We start from the raw sequence: 19,173 nt of genomic DNA on the forward strand, positions 1-19,173 counted from the left end.
TTGGGGGGCAGGGATGCGGCGCGGCGCGCGCCGTGCGTCAGACTATGCGCGGGTCGTAGCCGGCAGCACGCAGGGTCTCGACGACGAAGTCCTTGTGCGCCGGTCCCCTGGTCTCGATCGACAGCTGCAGCTCGACGTCGCTGATCTCGCGACCGGCACCGTGCCTGGTGTGCAGCACCTCGACCACGTTGGCGTTCGCGGCAGCGACGAGCTCGGCCGTGCGCGCGAGCTGGCCGGGGCGGTCGGGAAGCATGATCGAGATCGTGAGATAGCGGTCGGATGCCGCCAGGCCGTGGCTGATCACGCGCTGCATGAGCAGCGGGTCGATGTTGCCACCGGAGAGGATCGCGACGGTCGGCCCGTCGGCCGTCACGGCGCCCGAGAGGATCGCGGCCACGGAGACTGCTCCGGCCGGCTCGACGACGAGCTTCGCGCGCTCCATCAACACGATGATGGCGCGCGCCACGTCGTCCTCCGAGACCGTGACGATCTCGTCGACGGTGTCGCGGATGATCTCGAAGTTCAGGTTGCCCGGCCTGTAGACGGCGATGCCGTCGGCGATGGTCGGCACGACGGGGATGCTCACGGGCTCCCCCGCGGCGAGGGAGACGGGGTACGGCGCCGCGTTGGCCGCCTGCACGCCGACGATGCGCACGCTGCGTCCCGTCGCGAGCGACTGCTGGCGGATGGCACTAGCGACGCCCGAGGCGAGACCGCCTCCGCCGATCGGCACGATCACGGTGTCGACATCCGGAACCTGCTCGAGGATCTCGAGCCCGAGGGTTCCCTGGCCGGCGACGACGTCGGGGTGGTCGAACGGCGGGATGAGCACAGCGCCCGACTCCGCGGCGAACGCTGCGGCGGCCTCGAGGGTCTCGCCGATGACGTTGCCGCGCAGCACGACGTCGGCCCCGTAGTCCCGGGTGGCCTCGAGCTTGGGCAAGGCGACGCCGACGGGCATGAAGATCGTGGCCCGGATGCCGAGCTCCCGTGCCGCGAGCGCAACGCCTTGGGCATGGTTGCCGGCGGATGCCGCGACGACGCCGCGGGCGCGCTCCTCGTCGCTCAGCGACGACAGCCTGTTGAACGCCCCGCGCAGCTTGTAGGAGCCCGTGCGCTGGAGGTTCTCGCACTTCAGGAACACCGGCGCACCGAGCACCTCGGCGATGTGACGCGAGGTCTCGACGGGAGTGATGCGCACGACTCGCGCGACGGTGGCGCGCGCCGCCTCGAACTCGGCGAGCTGCGGCCCCGCGATGGTGCCGGCCGCTCCGGTCGAGGCGAGCGGGGTGTTCGCGGAATCAGGCATCCGTCGTGTCGTCCTTTCGATAGCCCGGGCGGGGCTGGGGAACCGTCTGCCACAGCATCGACTGCGGTAGCGCCGGTTCGACCGGGGGTCTCGTCTTCCAGACCCCGCTGGAAATGTACCGCACCATGACGTTCATGACCGCCGCCACCGGGACCGCGAAGAGCGCTCCGGGGATGCCGGCGAGCAGGGATCCCGTCGCCACCACGAGTACGACGGCCAGCGGATGCACCTTCACGACGCTGCCCACGATGAGGGGTTGGAGCACGTGGCCCTCGAGCTGCTGTACAGCCAGGACGACGACGATCATCCAGAAGGCGATCCACGGTCCGTTGTAGACGAGGGCGATGACCGCCGCCAGCGTGCCCGTCACGACGGCGCCGACGATGGGGATGAACGAGCCGAGGAAGACCAGTACGGCGATGGGAATGGCCAGGGGCACCCCGAGCAGGAAGGCGCCGAGGCCGATGCCCACGGCGTCGATCGCCGCCACCAGCACCTGCACCCTGGCGAAGTTGGTGAGAGTGGTCCAGCCCGCGATGGCGGCGCCGTCCACGGCCGCCCTGGCCTTCTTCGGGAACAGGCTGACGATCCAGCGCCAGATCCCCCTGCCGTCGATGAGGATGAAGAGCAGGCTGAACAGGGTGAGGAACAGCCCGGCCACCAGGTGTCCGATGGAGGATCCGAGCGACAGCGCGCCCGACACGTAGACCTCGCTGTCCTGCTGGATGCCGGCCCAGGCCTGCGCGATCCAGTCGTTGATCTCGCGTTCGCTGAGCTCCAGCGGAGAGGCGAGCAGCCACGCCTTCAGATCGTCGAACGATTCGACGGCGCGTCCGGCGATGTCGCTCGCTCCACGTTGGATCTGGGTGATCACCAGCACCAGCAGGCCGGCGACCACGACGAGGGTGCCGAGCATCGCGACGGCGATGGCCAGCCACGCCGGCCAGCGGTGGTGCCGAAGGAAGCCGACGAAGGGAACGAGCAGGGCGGCCAGGAGCACGGCCACGAACAGGGGGATGACGATCAGTCGCAACTGGATGATGAGGAAGATCAGCACCGCCACGACGGCGCCGATCACCAGCAGGCGCCACGACCAGCCGCCAGCCAGGCGTACTCCGTCGGGGATCGACGACTCGACGCTGAAGGGGGGTTCCGCCTCAGGCTTCCGTCGCCCGAACGGCCACCACCCGCGCTGCTCACCCGAAGATTCGCTCATCGGTTCAGTCTATGGTCGCTGATGCCGCCAGCTCGGGCTCGCCGGCGCGCATCGCCGGTGTCGGCACCGACTGTTATCGTCGCAGGACCATGCCTGAGTCCGTCTCTCCAGCCCTCGCTCGCCGCATCGCTCTCGCCGCCCAGGGCTTCGGCCGGCCGCGGCCGGCATCCGTCGGCACCCGCCAGTTGAACGGCGTCATCGACAGGCTCGGACTGCTGCAGCTCGACTCCGTGAACGTCTACGAGCGCTCGCACTACCAGCCCGTGTTCGCCCGCCTCGGGGCCTACGACAAGGCCCGACTGGACAGGCTCACCTTCCCGACGCGCGGCGGCTACGTCGAGTACTGGGCGCATGAGGCCGCCGTCATCCCCGTCGACACCTGGTCGTCGTGGCGCTGGCGCATGGAGGACTACAGGGCCTACTTCGGCGGCCGCGATTCCTGGGCCGCGGCGAACCCGCAGATGCTCGAGTGGCTGGTGAAGGAGCTCGCGGCCAACGGCCCGATGGCTGCGAGTGCGATCGAGCACGACTCGAACGTCCGCCGCGGACCGTGGTGGGGCTGGTCCGACGTGAAGCGCGGGCTCGAGGTGCTGTTCCGCCAGGGCGACGTCGTGTCGGCCGGACGCACCAGGTTCGAGCGCACCTACGCCCTTCCGCAGCAGGTGCTGCCTGCCGCGGTCATCGAACGGGAGGTGCCGCGGCACGAGGCCCACGTGCAGCTCGTCGAGCGGGCTGCTGCCGCCCATGGCATCGGCACCGAGAAGGACCTCGCCGACTACTACAGGCTCAAGCGTGCCGACACCAAGGCCGCCATCGCCGAGCTCGAGGAGGCCGGAACCCTGGTGCCGGTTACGGTCGACGGATGGCGCTTCCCGGCGTGGCTGCACCGCGACGCCAGACTCCCCCGCCGTGTCCAGGCCGCAGCGCTGCTGTCGCCCTTCGATCCCGTGGTGTGGGAGCGCGCGCGCACCGAGCGCATGTTCGGGTTCCACTACCGCATCGAGATCTACACGCCGGCCGAGAAGCGGATCTTCGGCTACTACAGCCTGCCGATTCTCCTCGACGACGCCCTCGTCGGACGCATCGACCTCAAGAACGACCGGCAGGCGAAGGTGCTTCGGGTGCAGTCGGCCTGGCTGGAGGAGGGAGTGCCAGCGGCATCGGTTCCCGAGATCGCCGCCAGGGTGGCCGGGGTGCTGCACGAGATCTCGGGGTGGCAGGCGCTCGACTCGATCGAGGTCGTCGGTCGCGGCACGCTGAGCGCGGCGCTGGAGGCGGAGCTGGCGTCACGCTGAAGCGTTTCGGGCGGTCGCTTCGCTCTGCCCTCGACAAGCGGCGATCCCAGATCCGCTCGCTGAGGCCCGCGCGGAGCGCGCGGCCGAAGCGCTGCTAGAACTGCCCGCCGATGGTCTGCAGGCGCTCGATGCGCTCCTCGAGGGGCGGGTGGGTGCTGAACAGCTTGGCGATACCGCCGCCGGCGAGCGGGTTCGAGATCCAGAGGTGCGCCATCGAGCTGTTCTGCTTCTGCATCGGCCTGCCGTAGGCGCCGAGCTTGGCTAGGGCGCTGGCGAGGGCCTCGGGGTGGCGGGTGATGAGCGCCCCGGTCGCGTCGGCGAGGTACTCCCGCTGGCGGGACACCGCCGCCTGCACGAGGCCGGCGACGAGCGGGGCGATCAGCATGGCGACGAGTCCGAAGACGAGCACGACGGGATTGTTGTTGTCGCGCCCGCGGCCGAAGAAGGCCATGCGCAGGAACATGTCGGCGATGAAGCCGACGGCGACCACCAGGCCGAACACGATCATGGAGACGCGGATGTCGTAGTTCTTGACGTGCCCCATCTCATGGGCCATGACGCCCTCGAGCTCGGAGTCCTCCATCAGATCGAGCAGTCCGGTGGTCGCGGCCACGACGGCGTGCTGCGGATCGCGGCCCGTCGCGAAGGCGTTGGGGGCCGGGTCATTGACGATGTACACCTTCGGCATCGGCAGTCCCTGCGAGATGGCGATGTTCTCGACGGTGCGCCAGAGTCGCGGGTTGTCGGCCTTCTCGATCTGCACGCCGCCGGAGATGGCGACGGCCTGGGAGGCGGCGAAGAAGTACTGGAAGATCGCGTAGGCGAGGGCACCGACGATGGTGACGACCACGATCGTCGGGCTGTCGTAGACGTATCCGGCCAACCATCCGAGTCCGGCGATGATCGCGATGAACAGGATGATGATGACGACGGTGTTGCGCTTGTTCTTGGCTATGGCGCTGTACAAGGGGCCTCAGGGCTCCTGACGGCTAGAACTGGACGCGCGGGGGCTCTGCGATGGCCGCGGCATCCGCGACCTCGAAGAAGTCCCGCTCGGAGAAGCCGAGGCGCTTCGCGAAGACGTTGTTCGGGAACACCTTGATCTTGGTGTTGAGCTCGCGCACGCCGCCGTTGTAGAACCGGCGCGCCGCCTGGATCTTGTCCTCGGTGTCGACGAGCTCGGCCTGCAACTGCAGGAAGTTCTGGCTCGCCTGCAGCTGAGGATAGGCCTCGGCGACGGCGAAGATCGACCTGAGCGCCTGCTGCATGTGGTTCTCAGCGGCGGATGCCTCGACGGGGCCCTGCGCCGAGAGGGTCTCGGCCCGCGCACGGGTCACCGACTCGAAGACGCCGCGCTCGTGCGCCGCGTAGCCCTTGACCGATTCGATCAGGTTGGGGATGAGGTCCGCCCGGCGCTTCAGCTGCACCGTGATGTCGCTCCACGCCTCATCCACCCTCACGTTCAGCGTGACGAGGGAGTTGTACGTCGCCCAGAGGTAGAGGCCGACGATGGCGACAAGGACGACGACGACGATGAGGGGAATGAGCCATTCCATGGCGAGGACTCCTTGGGCGTGAGAGGCGCGATCGCGCGACTCCTTCATCCTAAACGGGGCATACTCGGCTCGCAGCGCGTTCCCATCACTCTCCAAGCAACACGGCAGGCGTAGGCTCTGCACTCGTGAGCGAGAGAGCGGCCGAGACCCCGGAGGACGCCGGCCCGCGTCGGCGCGGACGCCCTCGCCTCGGCGCCGCAGGCGACTCCAGGGCGCGGATCGTCACCGCGGCCGAGCGCGAGTTCTCAGCTCGTGGCTACGACGCGACGTCGCTGCGTGCCGTGGCCAGGCGCGCCGGCGTCGACGCGGCGCTCGTGCACCACTACTTCGACGACAAGGCCGACCTGTTCGCCGAGGTGATCGCCGCTCCCCTGCGCCCCGACCGCGCCATCAAGGCGGTCCTCGCCGGGCCCCGCGAGGACATCGGCGTGAACATCGTGCGGTTCCTGCTCGAGGAGTTCGAGAAGCCGGCCGTGCGTGCCCGTGGCACCGCCCTCATCCGATCCGTCGTCGGAACCGACGGCACGAACCTGCTGCGCGACTTCCTCGTGCGCGAGGTGTTCCGGCGCATCGCGGCCGCGCTCGACACCCCCGACGCCGATCTGCGGGCGACACTCGCCGCATCGCAGATCGTGGGGATCATGCTGACACGCTACGTCCTGCGCCTGGAGCCGCTCGCCAGCGCCCCCATCGACGACCTCGTCGCCCGTCTCGGGCCGGCGGTGCAGTGGCACCTGACCGGCTTCCCCCTTGACGGAGCCGTCACGGCAGGCGAATAATTCATCACATGATGAATAGCGCGGCCCCGGCCGTCGACATCCGGGATCTGCGGGTGCAGCGAGGAACCACCACGGTTCTGCACGGCCTCGACCTGGCCATCGCCCGCGGCGGGGTCGTGGGCCTGCTGGGGCCGAGCGGAAGCGGCAAGACCACGCTCATGCGCGCCATCGTCGGCGTGCAGGTGGTGAAGTCGGGAGTCGTTACCGTGCTCGGGGAGCCAGCCGGCAGCGTGCCGCTGCGGCACAGGGTCGGCTACGTGACCCAGGCCGCGAGCGTCTACGACGATCTCACCGTGACGCAGAACATCGCCTACTTCCGTTCCGTGCTCGGCGCCCCGCGAGCCGACGTCGCCCGCGTCATCGAGGAGACCGACCTCACGCGGTATGCCGGCCGCGTCGTCGGCACCCTCTCGGGCGGCCAGCGCTCCCGGGTCTCGCTCGCAGCCGCTCTGCTCGGGCGACCGGAGCTGCTCGTGCTCGATGAGCCGACCGTCGGCCTCGACCCCGTGCTGCGGGTGCAGCTCTGGGAGCTGTTCCACAGGCTCGCGGATGCCGGAACCACCCTGCTGGTCTCGAGCCACGTCATGGACGAGGCCACCCGGTGCGATCGGCTGCTGCTCATGCGCGACGGGGAGATGCTCGCCGACGACACGCCCCAGGCGCTGCTCGGAGCCACCGGCGCCTCCGATGTCGAGGGTGCCTTCCTGGCCATCATCGCCTCGCGCGGCGAGGAGGGCGAGCGATGAACGCCCGCCGCACCTTCGCCACTGCCGGTCGGGTGCTCATGCAGATCAGGCACGACCCCCGCACCATCGCCCTCCTGCTGGTCGTTCCGACCCTGCTCATCGGACTGCTGGCGTGGATCTTCGTCGACACCGACGTCTTCGAGACGATCGGACCGGCGATGATCGCGCTGTTCCCGTTCATCGTGATGTTCCTCGTGACGAGCATCGCCACCCTGCGTGAACGCCGCTCGGGAACGCTCGAGCGCCTGCTCGCGATGCCGTTGGGCAAGGGCGACTTCATCTTGGGCTACACGCTGGCGTTCAGCGTGCTCGCCGTGTTCCAGGCCACCATCGCCGTCGCCTTCGCCGTGTGGGTGTGCGGGCTCACGATCGACGGCAGCATCGGACTGCTGCTGGTCGTCGCCCTGGCCGATGCGATCCTCGGCACGGCCCTGGGCCTTCTCGCCAGCGCCTTCGCCCGCACCGAGTTCCAGGTCGTGCAGTTTATGCCGCTGCTCGTCTTCCCGCAGATCCTGCTGGGCGGAATCTTCCTTCCGCGCGATCAGCTGCCGGCCGGGCTCGAGGCCATCAGCGACTGGCTGCCTCTGTCGCACGCGATCGACGCCCTGAACGCCGTCGCAGCCGACAGCGAGAGCGCGGCTTGGATCTGGGGCCAGATCGCCATCATCGGCGCCTTCATCGTGGGTGCCATCGTCCTCGGCTCGATCACGCTGCGGCGGCGGACGCCATAGCGGACCGCCGCCGATCGAGAGGCGGACGCGGTCCCGGTCGGAGCGCACCCGAAGCGCTGCAACCGGGACTGCGCCCGGGCTGGGGATGGGGCCCTACGGGCAGCCCCAATAGGTGACGCCCTCGTACACGACGGGTACCAGCGTCGCACCGGGGCAGGGACCGCAACTGTCATTGGCCGGTGCTTCGGATGTCGGAGCGGGCGCTGCGGCCCCCTCCGGCGTCGCCGCAGCAGCGGCGGGCTCCACCCAGGCGTCGTCAGAGGACTCGTCCGACCACGACGCGGCTGCGGCAGCGGCCTCCGCGGCTGCGGCATCGGCGGCGGCCTGGGCTGCGGCCGCAGCAGCGGCAGCTGCGGCGATGCGGGCGTCCTCGGCCTTCTGCCAGGCGGCGATCTCCTCCGTGGTCTTCTTCTCGAGTTCGCGGAGCGTGTAGACCGAGGCGAGCACGGCGTCGACGTCGGTCGACGACGCAATGCCGGCGGCATCCGTCGCCTCCTGCAACGACGCGCGAGTGGCATCGGTCGCCTTGCCGGCACTCGCCGACAAGGCCGTCGCCGCCAGGCCCAGCTCGGTGGCGACCAGGTCGCGGGCCGAGGCGAGGCGAGCGGCCGACAGGTCCAGACCCCCGGCTCCGAGGCCGACGCGGTGGGCGGCCTCGGCGATGGCCGCGGTGCGGGCCTCGGCGACCCGCTCACTGCGTTCCGCCGCCTGGGCAGCCGCTGCAGCGGTGGTTCCGGCCGAGATCACGACCGTGGCGAGGAGGATCGCCACGGCCGTGAACCACGGGCTTCTGCTGCGCTCGGTCGTCGAGGCGTCGGAGCGGTTCGGGTGCATCAGGTCTCCATTCGGGCGACACGCGGTCGCCACGCAACCGTAGGGAGTTGGGAGGCAAGGCCACCGGCACTGTAGGGGGTGCCGACAGCCACAGGTTCTCAGCGCGGAGAAATGACTGTCAACGCCCCCGTGCGAGCACGGCGACGGCCGCCCACCCGAAGAGGGGGTTAATCGAGAAGCCCTCAGTTTGGATGGATTTCCTGATCAAGCAGATAATCAGCGAGATCGGTGAAGGGACTGCGCGCCCCCCGGACTGGGACGGCCCGGAGCGACGCCCAGAACACGGTCGAGGTAGGGGTTCGCGAACATTCCGGTGGGATCGAGGCGATCGCGCAGGGCCACGAAGTCGTCGAACCGGGGATACATCGTCGCCAGTTCCGCGGCATCCAGCCCGTGCATCTTGCCCCAGTGAGGGCGGCCGTCGTGGGCGCGCATGATGGCCTCGACAGCGCTGAAGTACGGCCGCTGGTCCTCGCGGTAGTAGCGGTGGACGGCGATGTAGCCGGAGTCGCGACCCGATGCCGTCGACATCCAGAGGTCGTCGGCGGCCGCCGACCGCACCTCCAACGGGAAGGAGACCTTCCAGTCGTTGCGATCGATGAGCTCGCGCACCTCGCGCATGGCCGACGGAACGGCTTCGCGCGGGAGCGCGTACTCCATCTCGCGGAAGCGCACGCTCCGGTTCGTCACGAACACCGACGGTGCGGCATCCGTGAAGTCCCGATTGCCCGAGAACCTCTCGGCAAGACGGGCCGTCGCCGGCACGGTGCCGGGGAACGCCGTGCCGAGCGCGCAGAGCACGCGGTAGGCACCGTTCGCGATGACCTCGTCGTCGACGAAGCGGGAGAACCTGCCGAGGGGGTGCAGCGGCGCATCGGCCGGCAGCCTGGTGTTGGTCTTCGTGAGGGCCGTCGCGGTGTGCGGGAACCAATAGAACTCGAAGTGGTCGGCCGAGTGGCTGCGGTCGAGGTACTGCTCCAGCACGTCCTCCAGCGGCTCGGGACGCTCGACGGCCTGCAGGGCGAACGCCGGAACGAGCTGCAGGGTCACGTCGACGACGACACCGAGGGCGCCGAGCCCGAGGGCGGCGGCACCGAGCAGCTCGGAGTTCTCGGTCTCGCTGATGCGGAGGAGCTCGCCGGATGCCGTCACGAGAGTGAGCGCGCGGATCTGCGTCGCGATCCCGCCGAAGCGCCCGCCCGTGCCGTGCGTGCCCGTCGAGGTGGCTCCGGAGATGGACTGCCGGTCGATGTCGCCCATGTTGGTCAGGCCGAGGCCGTACGGCGCCAGCAGGCGCGGGAGCTGATGCAGGCGGGTGCCAGCGGCGAAGGTGACCCGCTGCCGGGCGACATCCACGTCGATGATGCCGCTGAGGTCGGTGAGGTCGAGCTGCACGCCGGGGGCCACGGCGATGCCGGTGAAGGAGTGCCCGGCGCCGACGGGCTTCAGGCGCATCCCCGTGCGTGCCGCAGCCTCGACCGCGCGCTGCACGGCTCCGGTCGTGGCCGGCCGCTCGACCCGAGCCGGACGAACCGACTCGGTCCGTCCCCAGTTGCGCCAGACGGCGCCGGTCGCACTCACAGGAATGCCTTCCCTTCTCCGCGGTAGGTGGGGGTCGCACCCACGACTGTGTCGCCGTCGACGAGCGCGTACTCGTTCAGGTGCTCGGCGAGCTCGCCGGACTTGGTGTGGCGCATCCACACCCTGTCGCCGGGCCGGAGGGTCCGCGCTGCCCGTCCGCTGACGGGGGTCTGCACCTCACCGGCGGATTCGCGCGGTGCCATGGAGAGTCCGGCGGGCCACACGATCTTCGGCAGGCGGTCGGGTCCGGGAGGTCCGGACGCGATCCAGCCGCCTCCGAGGATCGTCGCCGTGTCGGGCACCGGGCGACGCACTATCGACATGGCGAAGGATGCCGCGGGTGCCGGCGTGAAGCGGCTGTAGTTGTCGAACAGGTGGCCGCCGAAGATGCCGCTGCCTGCACCGATCTCGGTGACGGAGCCGTCCTCGTGGGTCGACTCCAGCGAGCCGGTGCCGCCGCCGTTGACGAACTCGAGGTCGGTGACGCGCCTGACGGCGGCGACCGCAGCCGCGCGGCGGGCGTGGAGCTCCTCGATGGACTGCGACTGCATCCAGCGCTTCACCACTCCGTCGAGGGGCTTGCCAACGGGCCTGTCGCCCACTCCGGCGATCTGGGCCTCGTAGGCCATCATTCCCACGAGGGTGAATCCGGCGCGACCCGCGATGTACTGGGCGAGGGAGGCCGCTGCGTCGGCGTCGTGCACCGGAGAGCGCAGGACCCCGATGTGGCCGAGGACGGGCGAGTTCCAGGAGGCGTCGAGCTCGAGGCAGACGCGGATGTTCTCCCGCTGCCCGGGAGGCAGCACGGCGTCGACCACGTCGAGCTGCGCCGGCGAGTCGACCATGATCGTCACGCGGGAGGCCAGCTGCGGCGACGTGGCGAGGCGACGGATGGCCGCGCGGTCGACGGTCGGGTATCCCACGACGACATCGTCGATGGTCTCGGCGAGCCAGAGCGCCTCGGCCAGGGTGTAACCGAGCACGCCGCTGTAGCCGGGCAGCTGCAGCAGCTCCTCAATCACGCTGCGCACCCGGATCGACTTGCTGGCGACCCTGATGGGGGTTCCGCCGGCTCGGCGCAGCATGTCGTGGGCGTTGTGGCGGATGGCGTCGAGGCTCAGTACGCCGAACGGCGGGTCGAGTTCGGCCGTGGCGCGGTCCAGGCTCGACCAGAACGGGCCCGTCTCCAGCCACGGCTGCGCTGTGGGGACCTTGTCGAGGCCGAGCAGCGTGGTGCTGGGCACGGAGCTCGATGCCGTGTTCGATGCGGCGGCCATCAGCGCACGCTCTTCACGCGCATGACGGCGACGGCGCCGAGCGCCGCACACACTGCAGCCAGCAGGAAGAGGCCCGTGAAGCCGCCCATCATGGCGACGATGCCGGCTCCGAGCAGGGGCGCTATGGCCTGGGGCACAGCCGAGGCTATGTTCATGATTCCGAGGTCCTTTCCACGGTTCTCCGGATCGGGCAGCACCTGCGTCGCGAGGGCCTGGTCCACTGAGAGGAAGCATCCGTAGCCGAGCCCCAGCAGACCGGCTGCCACGAGCGCGACGGTGAAGTCGGGGAAGAACGCGAGGAGCACGGCCGCGACGGCCTGCAGCACCGACGCGACGATGACGAACATCTTGCGACGGCCGAGCTTGTCCGACAGGCGTCCGAGCACCAGCGCGGCGATGATGACGAAGACCATGTACACCGCCGTGAGCATGAGCAGGTCGTCCTCGGCGTCGGTGCGGTCGAGTCCGAACATGAGGAAGTACAACAGCAGCGTGGTGCCGAAGGCGTTGCCGAAGTTGACCAGGATGCGGCCGAGGAGGGTCCAGCCGAAGTCGGGCTGCTCGCGCGGGGAGATCCAGAGGCTGCCGATGACGCCGCGGGCGCTCATGCGTTCGCGCTGCTCGGGGGCGAGCACGGCATCCGGGCGCATCAGGAACGGGATGGTGAGCACCAGCAGGAGCACGGCGACGAGGGCGTATCCGGCCAGCAGGCTGAGAGCCAGCACCGTGACGAGCAGGATGCCGAGGATGGTGCCGACGGCCTGCGGTGCCGAGAGCCAGCCCGAGACGTAGCCGCGCTGGTCGACCGGCACGCGGTCGGAGATGGTGGCGGTGAGGGCTGCGGTCATGACGCAGAAGCCCGAGAGGGCGAGCACCCAGAAGACGCCGATTCCGACGAGGTCGTGCTGCAGGCCGAGCAGCACGAGGGCGACGGCGAAGAGCAGCGCTCCCCCGGCGATCCACGGCCGACGTCGGCCGAAGCGCGAGGTCGTGCGGTCGGAGAGTGCGCCAGTGAGCGGGTAGACGATGATGGCGAACAGGCCGGCGATGCCCGAGATGATCCCGAAGGCGACGACGCTGTCGATCCAGTTCTCGGGATGCAGTTCAGCATCGATCTGCTGGGGCAGGAGCAGCTGGATGGGCGTGAGCTGCGCCATCCAGATTCCGAGCCAGGCGGCTCCGAACGCCGCGATCCAGGCGCCGGTCACCCGCTGCGTCGGTTCGCTGAAGACGGCCGGCTGGGTCGCCGATGCTGTGGTCATCGTGTGTGCGCCATTCCTGCGACCAGTGCGGCCGCATTGTCGATGAGGTGGGAGGCCGCCGCGTCATCACGGTCGACCAGCCACGACAGGGTGAGACCGTCGGTGAGGGCGACCAGCAGTCGCGCGACCTCCTCGACGGGGCGTTTCCATTCGCTGTCGGTGTGCTCGGCGGCGAAAGTCAGGGCAGCAGCGGCGAGGGCGTGGTAGCCCGCGTACTGCTGGCGTGCGAGGTGCTGCATGCCCGGTGTGCGCAGGGCGTGCAGGGCGAGTTCGTTGACGGCCTGCTCGCGGTCGGGGTCGGCGCGCAGCAGCTCGAAGTAGCGCTGCAGACCGGCGCGCGCGACGTCCTCGAGGGACCCGGCCGCGACGCCCTCCGGAAGGATCGCGCCACGCTCCTCGGAGATCACCCAGCGCACGACCTCGGCCATCAGCTCGTCGTGGGAGGTGAAGGCGTAGTGGAAGCTGGCCAGCGACATCCCGGCCTCGGCCACGATGGCCCGGGTCGTGGCGGCAGACACTCCCCCGCGCCCGATGACCTGCACCGCGGCCAGCACGAGAGCGACGCGGCGCTCGGAGGCGGGGATGCGGGGCACTGCGACTCCTCACACGACGACGGGACAGGATAAGTGGGACGATCGACCCACTCGAGGCGATGACTCAGTATGCACTATCGCGACGGATGCGCATGCACGTGTCGCGCCGGATGCGGTCGGGTCGTGACCGAGTCGTGATTCAGCGCCTCCCCGGCGTGAGCTCAGCGAAGGTCGTCGAGCGGCGCGACGCGCACCAGCCCCCGCACGGCTTCGGCCAGTCGAGGGTCGAGCGTGACGAAGGCGTCGGCCTGCAGCCGGGTCAACGCGATGTACTCGGCCGTGTACGTGTCGGGGAACCCCAGCTCGTCGGCGATGCGCCAGGCGTTGGCCTGCAGCACCCTGTCGCCGAGCAGCCGCATCCTCAGCCCCCGCAGGAAGTCGAGCCGTCGTGACGCCTCGGCGCGGTCGAGCTCCCCACGCGCGACTGCCTCGAAGAGCATCGTGAGCACCTGGGAGCGCAGGAGCGTCGGAGCGACGAGCTGGTGGTCGGGCGCGATCGTCGCCCGCTCGGCGGCGAGCACGAGAGCGACATCCGGTCCGATCACGAAACGCGTCATGAGACGCATCCTGACACGCACGCGCACGGCGCGCATCCGTCGCACACAGTGCTCCCGCAGGGATTCGAACCCTGACTTGAGCGATTTTAAGTCGCCTGCCTCTGCCGATTGGGCTACGGGAGCTGGTGGTGTTCCGCAGGTTCAACCTACAAGAACGCCCCGCCCGTCCTTCGCGGAACGAAGGAACGGACGGGGCGATTCGTGAGGACCGGACTACTTGGCGGAAGCTGCCTCGACGGATGCCGGCGACTCGACAGCGGGCTCGGCCGGTGCTGCAGGCGCAGCCTTGACGGCAGCAGGCTTGCGCTTGGCCGCAGCCTTCTTCGGCGCAGCCTCGACGGCGGGGGCTGCGGGAGCGGCCGGAGCAGCCGCTGCCGGCGGCTTCGGGCGAGCGGCGAACTCCTCGAAGACTGCGCGCGGGTGCTGCACGGCCTCGATGGCGACGATGTCGCGCCCCAGGAAGAAGTTGGCGACCCAGCCGCCGACGACGCGGAGCTTGCGCTCCCAGCTCGGCATGGCCAGACCGTGGTAGCCGCGGTGGGCGACCCAGGCCGGGAAGCCCTTGATCGCGAGCTTGCCCGACTGGAACACGCCGATGCCGATGCCGAGGCCAGCGACAGCGCCGAGGTTCTTGTGGTTGTACTCCTTGACGCCTTCGCCGCGGAGGTCGGCGACGAGGTTCTTCGCGAGCAGCTTTCCCTGGCGGACGGCATGCTGGGCGTTCGGCACGCAGTAGCCGCCGACGCCACCACCAGAGAGGTCGGGAACGGCCGAGACGTCGCCGGCGCCCCAGGCGCCCTCGATGAACTCGTCCTCGGTCCCGACGCGGAGGTCAGCGCGCACCCGGAGGCGACCGCGCTCCTCGATGGGGAGGTCGGTATTCCGCACGATGGTGGGGTTGGCCATGACACCGGCGGTCCAGACGATGAGGTCGGACTCGAACGACTCACCGGTCGAGAGCTCGATCTTGCCGTCGACGGCGCTGGCGAGCTGCGTGTCGAGGTGGATCTGCGCGCCGCGCTGATCGAGGTTCTTGATGACCCAGTAGCTGGTCTCCAGCGACACCTCGGGCATGATGCGACCCATGGCCTCGATGAGGTGGAAGTGCGTGTCCTCGAAGGAGATCGTCGGGTACTTCGGGATCAGGGCGCTGGCGAGCGAACGGAGCTCGGCGAAGATCTCGATGCCGGCGAAGCCGCCGCCGACCACCGTGAAGGTGAGCAGCCTGTCGCGCTCGGGACCGGCCGGGAGCATCGACGCCTTGTCGAAGTTGGTCAGCACGCGCTGGTGGATCGCGGCCGCCTCCTCGATCGTCTTCAGGCCGATCGCGTTGTCGGCGATGCCCGGGATCGGGAAGGTGCGCGAGACGGCACCGGCCGTGACCACGACGATGTCGTAGTCGAGCTGGTACGCCTCGCCCGCGATGGGCTCGATCGTGACCCGCTTGTCGGCGTGGTTGATGTTCGTGACCTTGGCCGCGAGGATCGTCGTCTTCTTGAGGTGACGACGGAGCGAGACCACGGCGTGGCGCGGCTCGATGGAACCTGCCGCCACCTCGGGGAGGAAGGGCTGGTACGTCATGTAGGGCAGCGGGTCGACGATCGTGACCTCGGCTTCGCCCTTGCGCAGCTGCTTCTCGAGTTTCCAGGCGGTGTAGAACCCGGCGTAGCCTCCGCCGACGATCAGAATTCTGGGCACAGTGGAACGGTCTCCTACATGATCACGTTGGTGCGGACCGTCACTGTTTTCGCAACGCCCGCTTGATATGCCGTGTGGCGCCGATGCCCAGCAGCACAGCAAGACTACCAAACCCCAGGAGCACGGCGAACGGCACCGTCAGATAGCGCAGGGTCCAGTCCGTGGCCATGAACGACTGGTCCTCGGCCTCGACCTCGGGAATCGGATCCGGCACCGGCGTCGTCGGCGTCAGTGTCGGCGCCGTCGTCTCCTCCGCAGGCGGCTGCGCCCGGCGATGGATGCGGATCCAATCGGTGAGCTGCTCCTCCGGCGTGGTGGTGGCCGGAGCGACATCGGCCGTGACTGCGGCCGCCGCATCGATGAGCCCGTTGCCGTAGATCGGACTCGGAACATCGTGGCCGTTCGGGTCGGCCGTTGCGATGACGCGATTGATGGCATCCGCGGCACTGATGTCGGGATAGGCGCTGCGCACGAGGGCGAGCAGTCCGGAGACGAGCGGGGTCGCACCGCTGGTCCCGTTCCAGGCGACGTAGCCGCCGCCCGGAACCACGCCGACGAGCTCCTCGCTGGGAGCTGCGACCGAGATGACGATCCCCTGCGAGGATGCGTCGAAGCTGGCCTCCTTGTTGCGGTCGACGCCCGCGACCACGACCACGCCCGGGATGGTGGCCGGAGCACCGACCTGCGAGGTTCCGCCGGCCCTGTTGCCGGCTGCGGCCACCACGATGACGTCGTGCTGGAAGGCGTAGAGGAAGGCGTCGTCCCAGCTCTGCGGCCAGTCCAGGGTGTTCCGGGTGAGGGACATGTTGATGATCTCGGCCCCGTTGTCGACGGCCCACCGCACGGCCTTCGCGATCTGGTCGTCTGTCGACACCTCCGACGTCGAGTCGGAGCCGAACGCGACGGAGATGCTCAGCAGCTGGGACTCAGGAGCGACTCCGAGCACGCCGTTGCCCTCGCCGGTCCCGCGTCCCGCGAGCAGCGACGCCACCTGCGTTCCGTGCGAGTTCTCGTCTCCGACGGGCTTCTGCCCGTTCGCGGAGCCTATGCCCGAGACATCCGTTCCCCCGACGACGACGCCCTTCAACTCGGCGACGGAGCCGTCGACACCGGTGTCGATGACGGCGACGGTGACTCCGGCGCCCTTGCTCGTGGTCCATGCCTGGCTGAAGCCGTAGTCGTTGAGCCAGTACTCGAGGTCGCGCACGGGGTCGGCATGCGCCGGCTGCGCGTCGAGGACGATGGGGCTCGCACCGAGGAGTGCCACTGCGACGATCAGCGCCCCCGCCGCCGAGCGCCTCGCTCGCACCGTCACTCGTCGCCGATCTCGTCGATTCCCGGGTAGTCGACGCAGGCGCACACTGCGGGGCTCCACACCGACTGCGCGAGGGCGAGGTCGCCGATGGGGTTCACGCCGGGGCCGGCAGCGAGGGCGTGGCCCGCGAGCGCGTGCAGGCACTTGACGCGCTCCGGCATGCCTCCGGCGGAGAAGTTCGCGATCTCGGGCACGACGAGGATCGACTCACGGTCGGCCAGGTAGCTCTCGTGAGCCTTCTGGTAGGCGGCCTTCAGCTCCTCGTCCTCGGCCAGCCGGTCCTGGAACTCGACCATGACGTGAGCGGCCTCGAGATAGGACATGGCGGCGGTGGCGGCCGGGTGCGAGAGGTAGTAGAGGGTGGGGAACGGGGTGCCGTCGTCGAGTCGCGGCGCCGTGGCCACCACCGTCGGGGCGCCGCAGACGCAGCGGGCTGCGACGCCGATCACACTGCGGACGGGGCGACCGAGCTGCGCCGACAGGATGGCGATGTCGCGCTTCGACGGCGGGTCGAACGGCGGCGTGGTCATTTGGTCTTTCCTTCCGGCGCGACCGGAGCCAGGCCCGCGGCCATCGTGGAGGCCAACAACGAGCGCATCCAGTCGGACTTCGTGGCCTGCACCTCGGTCGAGACGCTGGCCGGCTCCGCGGCGGCGTCGAGCGCCGGCAGATCGTTGATGACGAGGAAGCTGACCTCGCCGGGCATCACGTAGGCGAGGCGCTCGCGCGCCTGCGTCGTGATGAAGGTGGTGTCGTTCCAGCGCTCGCGCTCGGCCGTGAGCGAGTCGACCTCGCTCTTCTCGGCGGCGACGGCCTGCTGGAGGGCGGCGATCTGCTGGCGCTGCGTCACCCAGGCCTGTGCCGTGGGAGCGAGCACCACGACGGCGAGCACCGCGAGGCCCATCATGATGAGCGAGAACCCGGAGAAGCGGAGGCCGCGCATCCAGCCGCCCGCCGCCGATTCACGGCGGAGGGCGACGGGGATGCGCGTCGACCGCTGGTTCAGTGTTCCGTCAGGAGAGGTCGGCATGTGCCCCTCCTCCGTTCAGTCCTCAGGCCGAGAAACGCGGGAACGCGCTGCGTCCGGCGTAGACGGCTGCGTCGCCCAGTTCCTCTTCGATCCTCAGAAGCTGATTGTACTTAGCGACGCGCTCGCTTCTTGCAGGCGCACCGGTCTTGATCTGGCCGCTGTCGGTCGCCACGGCGAGGTCGGCGATCGTGGTGTCCTCGGTCTCGCCGGAGCGGTGCGACAGGATCGCGGTGTACCCGGAGCGCTGCGCGAGGGCGACGGCGTCGAGGGTCTCCGTGAGGGTTCCGATCTGGTTCACCTTGACGAGGATGGAGTTTCCGGCCTTGAGCTTCAGTCCCTTGGCCAGGCGCTCGGGGTTCGTGACGAACAGGTCGTCGCCGACGATCTGCACCTTGTGGCCGAGCTGCTCCGTGAGGTGCGTGTAGCCGTCCCAGTCGTCCTCCTCCAGCGGGTCCTCGATGGAGACCAGCGGGTAGGCGTCGACGAGCTCGGCGTAGTAGGCGACGATCTCGGTGGCCGAGAGCTGCTTGCCCTCGAAGTGGTAGGCGCCGTCCTTGTAGAACTCGCTCGCAGCGCAGTCCAGCGCGAGGGCGATGTCCTTGCCGGGAACGTAACCGGCGATGCCGATGGCCTCGACGATCAGGTCGAGGGCGGCGCGGTTGCTCGGCAGGTTGGGGGCGAATCCGCCCTCGTCGCCGAGGCCTGTGGCGAGGCCCTTCGACTTCAGCAGGCCCTTGAGGGCGTGGTAGGTCTCGACGCCCCAGCGGAGCGCCTCGCTGAACGTCTCGGCACCGAGCGGGACGATCATGAACTCCTGGATGTCCACGTCGTTGTCGGCGTGCGAGCCGCCGTTGATGATGTTCATGAGCGGAACGGGCAGGGTGTGCGCATTCGGGCCGCCGAGGTAGCGGAACAGGGGCAGGTCGAGCGAGTCGGCCGACGCCTTCGCCACGGCCAGGCTGGCGCCGAGGATGGCGTTCGCGCCGAGGCGGCTCTTGTTCTCGGTGCCGTCGAGCGCGATGAGGGCGGCGTCGATGAGGCGCTGCTCGGTGGACTCCATGTCCTCGATCTCGTCGGAGATCTCGCCGATGACGGCGTCGACGGCCTTCTGAACGCCCTTGCCGTCGTAGCGGTCCTTGTCGCCGTCGCGCAGCTCGTACGCCTCGAAGGCGCCCGTGGAGGCGCCGGAGGGAACGCCGGCGCGAGCCACCGTGCCGTCGTCCAGCAGAACCTCGACCTCGACGGTCGGGTTGCCACGGGAATCAAGAATTTCGCGAGCGCCTACAGCCTCGATGAGAGCCACAACTATCTCCTTTGGAACCGGGTGTGTTTTGTATGAGAACGCCGTTGTTCCTCGGTGGTCAGTCTAGGGCGCGGTCACAGCGGCCCGCGAG

At 69.4% G+C, this 19,173-nt stretch carries 19 protein-coding genes and 1 tRNA gene; 4 read left to right on the forward strand and 16 right to left on the reverse strand.

The window, feature by feature from the left end:
- Nucleotides 1-37 precede the first annotated feature (37 nt).
- Both ilvA and ASF30_RS03235 read right to left on the reverse strand, forming a co-directional pair.
- Nucleotides 38-1,309 (reverse strand): threonine ammonia-lyase, encoded by a 1,272-nt coding sequence (gene ilvA / locus ASF30_RS03230; protein ID WP_055901359.1) that lies wholly within the window; start codon nucleotides 1,307-1,309, stop codon nucleotides 38-40.
- Nucleotides 1,302-2,525 carry an AI-2E family transporter gene (locus tag ASF30_RS03235; protein WP_055901361.1) on the reverse strand — a complete coding sequence of 408 codons (1,224 nt, stop codon included), beginning with the start codon at nucleotides 2,523-2,525 and terminating at the stop codon, nucleotides 1,302-1,304. Before ASF30_RS03235 ends, ilvA begins: the two co-directional genes overlap by 8 nt.
- Before the next feature lie 89 nt (nucleotides 2,526-2,614).
- On the opposite strand from ASF30_RS03235, the gene ASF30_RS03240 reads away from it, so the two are divergent.
- Nucleotides 2,615-3,820, forward strand: coding sequence for a winged helix-turn-helix domain-containing protein (locus tag ASF30_RS03240; RefSeq protein ID WP_055902457.1), 1,206 nt, complete (start codon nucleotides 2,615-2,617; stop codon nucleotides 3,818-3,820).
- Between the two features lie 94 nt (nucleotides 3,821-3,914).
- On the opposite strand, the gene ASF30_RS03245 is transcribed toward ASF30_RS03240, so the two are convergent.
- Both ASF30_RS03245 and ASF30_RS03250 read right to left on the reverse strand, forming a co-directional pair.
- The gene (locus tag ASF30_RS03245) at nucleotides 3,915-4,787 is read right to left on the reverse strand and encodes a M48 family metalloprotease (protein WP_055901365.1); all 873 of its coding nucleotides are present in this window, start codon (nucleotides 4,785-4,787) and stop codon (nucleotides 3,915-3,917) included.
- A 22-nt stretch (nucleotides 4,788-4,809) separates the two neighbouring features.
- Nucleotides 4,810-5,376 (reverse strand): LemA family protein, encoded by a 567-nt coding sequence (locus ASF30_RS03250; RefSeq protein ID WP_055901368.1) that lies wholly within the window; start codon nucleotides 5,374-5,376, stop codon nucleotides 4,810-4,812.
- Nucleotides 5,377-5,501: 125 nt separating this feature from the next.
- Between ASF30_RS03250 and ASF30_RS03255 the strand changes: the two genes are divergently transcribed.
- From ASF30_RS03255 to ASF30_RS03265, 3 genes are read left to right on the forward strand one after another with little or no spacing between them, the layout of a single operon-like run.
- Nucleotides 5,502-6,155: a TetR/AcrR family transcriptional regulator gene (locus tag ASF30_RS03255; protein WP_082467410.1), complete on the forward strand. Its 654-nt coding sequence runs from the start codon at nucleotides 5,502-5,504 to the stop codon at nucleotides 6,153-6,155.
- 11 nt (nucleotides 6,156-6,166) lie between these two features.
- Nucleotides 6,167-6,901 (forward strand): ABC transporter ATP-binding protein, encoded by a 735-nt coding sequence (locus tag ASF30_RS03260; RefSeq protein WP_235480272.1) that lies wholly within the window; start codon nucleotides 6,167-6,169, stop codon nucleotides 6,899-6,901.
- Nucleotides 6,898-7,632, forward strand: a complete 735-nt coding sequence (locus ASF30_RS03265; protein ID WP_055901377.1) for an ABC transporter permease — start codon at nucleotides 6,898-6,900, stop codon at nucleotides 7,630-7,632. The genes ASF30_RS03260 and ASF30_RS03265 overlap by 4 nt, the downstream gene beginning before the upstream one ends.
- A 93-nt stretch (nucleotides 7,633-7,725) precedes the next feature.
- Here ASF30_RS03265 and ASF30_RS03270 read toward each other — a convergent pair whose 3' ends face one another.
- The 12 genes from ASF30_RS03270 to eno all read right to left on the reverse strand — a co-directional run bounded on the left by ASF30_RS03270 (nucleotide 7,726) and on the right by eno (nucleotide 19,082).
- Complete coding sequence (locus ASF30_RS03270; protein WP_055901380.1) at nucleotides 7,726-8,466, reverse strand: hypothetical protein; 741 nt, start codon at nucleotides 8,464-8,466, stop codon at nucleotides 7,726-7,728.
- A 216-nt stretch (nucleotides 8,467-8,682) separates the two neighbouring features.
- On the reverse strand, nucleotides 8,683-10,047 hold the full coding sequence (locus ASF30_RS03275; protein WP_055901383.1) for a D-arabinono-1,4-lactone oxidase: 1,365 nt from the start codon (nucleotides 10,045-10,047) through the stop codon (nucleotides 8,683-8,685).
- The gene (locus ASF30_RS03280) at nucleotides 10,044-11,324 is read right to left on the reverse strand and encodes an amino acid deaminase/aldolase (RefSeq protein ID WP_162240719.1); all 1,281 of its coding nucleotides are present in this window, start codon (nucleotides 11,322-11,324) and stop codon (nucleotides 10,044-10,046) included. The genes ASF30_RS03275 and ASF30_RS03280 overlap by 4 nt, the downstream gene beginning before the upstream one ends.
- Nucleotides 11,324-12,586, reverse strand: coding sequence for an MFS transporter (locus ASF30_RS03285; RefSeq protein ID WP_055901385.1), 1,263 nt, complete (start codon nucleotides 12,584-12,586; stop codon nucleotides 11,324-11,326). The genes ASF30_RS03280 and ASF30_RS03285 overlap by 1 nt, the downstream gene beginning before the upstream one ends.
- On the reverse strand, nucleotides 12,583-13,179 hold the full coding sequence (locus ASF30_RS03290; protein WP_055901389.1) for a TetR/AcrR family transcriptional regulator: 597 nt from the start codon (nucleotides 13,177-13,179) through the stop codon (nucleotides 12,583-12,585). Before ASF30_RS03290 ends, ASF30_RS03285 begins: the two co-directional genes overlap by 4 nt.
- 161 nt (nucleotides 13,180-13,340) lie before the next feature.
- Entirely contained in the window at nucleotides 13,341-13,736 is a 396-nt protein-coding gene (locus tag ASF30_RS03295; RefSeq protein WP_055902463.1) for a type II toxin-antitoxin system VapC family toxin, read from the reverse strand.
- Nucleotides 13,737-13,785: 49 nt separating this feature from the next.
- Nucleotides 13,786-13,859 (reverse strand) — tRNA-Leu (locus ASF30_RS03300).
- Between the two features lie 90 nt (nucleotides 13,860-13,949).
- Complete coding sequence (locus ASF30_RS03305; RefSeq protein WP_055901392.1) at nucleotides 13,950-15,434, reverse strand: NAD(P)/FAD-dependent oxidoreductase; 1,485 nt, start codon at nucleotides 15,432-15,434, stop codon at nucleotides 13,950-13,952.
- Between the two features lie 40 nt (nucleotides 15,435-15,474).
- Nucleotides 15,475-16,749: a S8 family peptidase gene (locus ASF30_RS03310; RefSeq protein ID WP_327063120.1), complete on the reverse strand. Its 1,275-nt coding sequence runs from the start codon at nucleotides 16,747-16,749 to the stop codon at nucleotides 15,475-15,477.
- Complete coding sequence (locus tag ASF30_RS03315) at nucleotides 16,746-17,279, reverse strand: DUF501 domain-containing protein (protein ID WP_055901395.1); 534 nt, start codon at nucleotides 17,277-17,279, stop codon at nucleotides 16,746-16,748. Before ASF30_RS03315 ends, ASF30_RS03310 begins: the two co-directional genes overlap by 4 nt.
- Entirely contained in the window at nucleotides 17,276-17,779 is a 504-nt protein-coding gene (locus ASF30_RS03320; RefSeq protein WP_082467411.1) for an FtsB family cell division protein, read from the reverse strand. Before ASF30_RS03320 ends, ASF30_RS03315 begins: the two co-directional genes overlap by 4 nt.
- A gap of 22 nt (nucleotides 17,780-17,801) precedes the next feature.
- Complete coding sequence (gene eno / locus ASF30_RS03325) at nucleotides 17,802-19,082, reverse strand: phosphopyruvate hydratase (RefSeq protein ID WP_055901398.1); 1,281 nt, start codon at nucleotides 19,080-19,082, stop codon at nucleotides 17,802-17,804.
- Nucleotides 19,083-19,173: the final 91 nt, after the last annotated feature.

The organism is Leifsonia sp. Leaf264, from assembly GCF_001422325.1.
Lineage (GTDB): Bacteria > Actinomycetota > Actinomycetes > Actinomycetales > Microbacteriaceae > Orlajensenia.